Below are 278 nucleotides of genomic sequence, written 5' to 3'. Positions count from 1 at the left end.
AGTGATTACAAGAACCTAAATGAATTCACATTAGACTTTTCAACACAGTCCTTCCTAGAAATGCTTGTGGGTAAAAATGGTTCTGGAAAATCAAATTTTATTGAGGCTCTTCTGGAGGTATTTCGTCATATATACCAGTATGACTGGGGAGAAAAGAGATATGAAGTGTATTTCTCATATAGAATTTGTTACGAGATTGATGGTGAAGGACAGGTTATAGAATATGATTTTCTAAATGAACAATTAAAAATCAATGGACGTGAAAGAGCAACGGTGGG

General features: G+C 34.5%; 1 protein-coding gene. It reads left to right on the top strand.

Features of this window, described 5'->3' with window-relative positions; all coding sequences use genetic code 11:
- Positions 1–278, top strand: a 278-nt coding sequence (locus tag B4920_RS29100; protein ID WP_145954650.1) for an AAA family ATPase, incomplete at both ends; no start/stop codon positions are given.

The organism is Zoogloea sp. LCSB751 (assembly GCF_002028455.1).
In the GTDB taxonomy this organism is placed as follows: Bacteria; Pseudomonadota; Gammaproteobacteria; order Burkholderiales; family Rhodocyclaceae; genus Zoogloea.
This window is presented reverse-complemented; position numbering and strand designations above follow the sequence as displayed.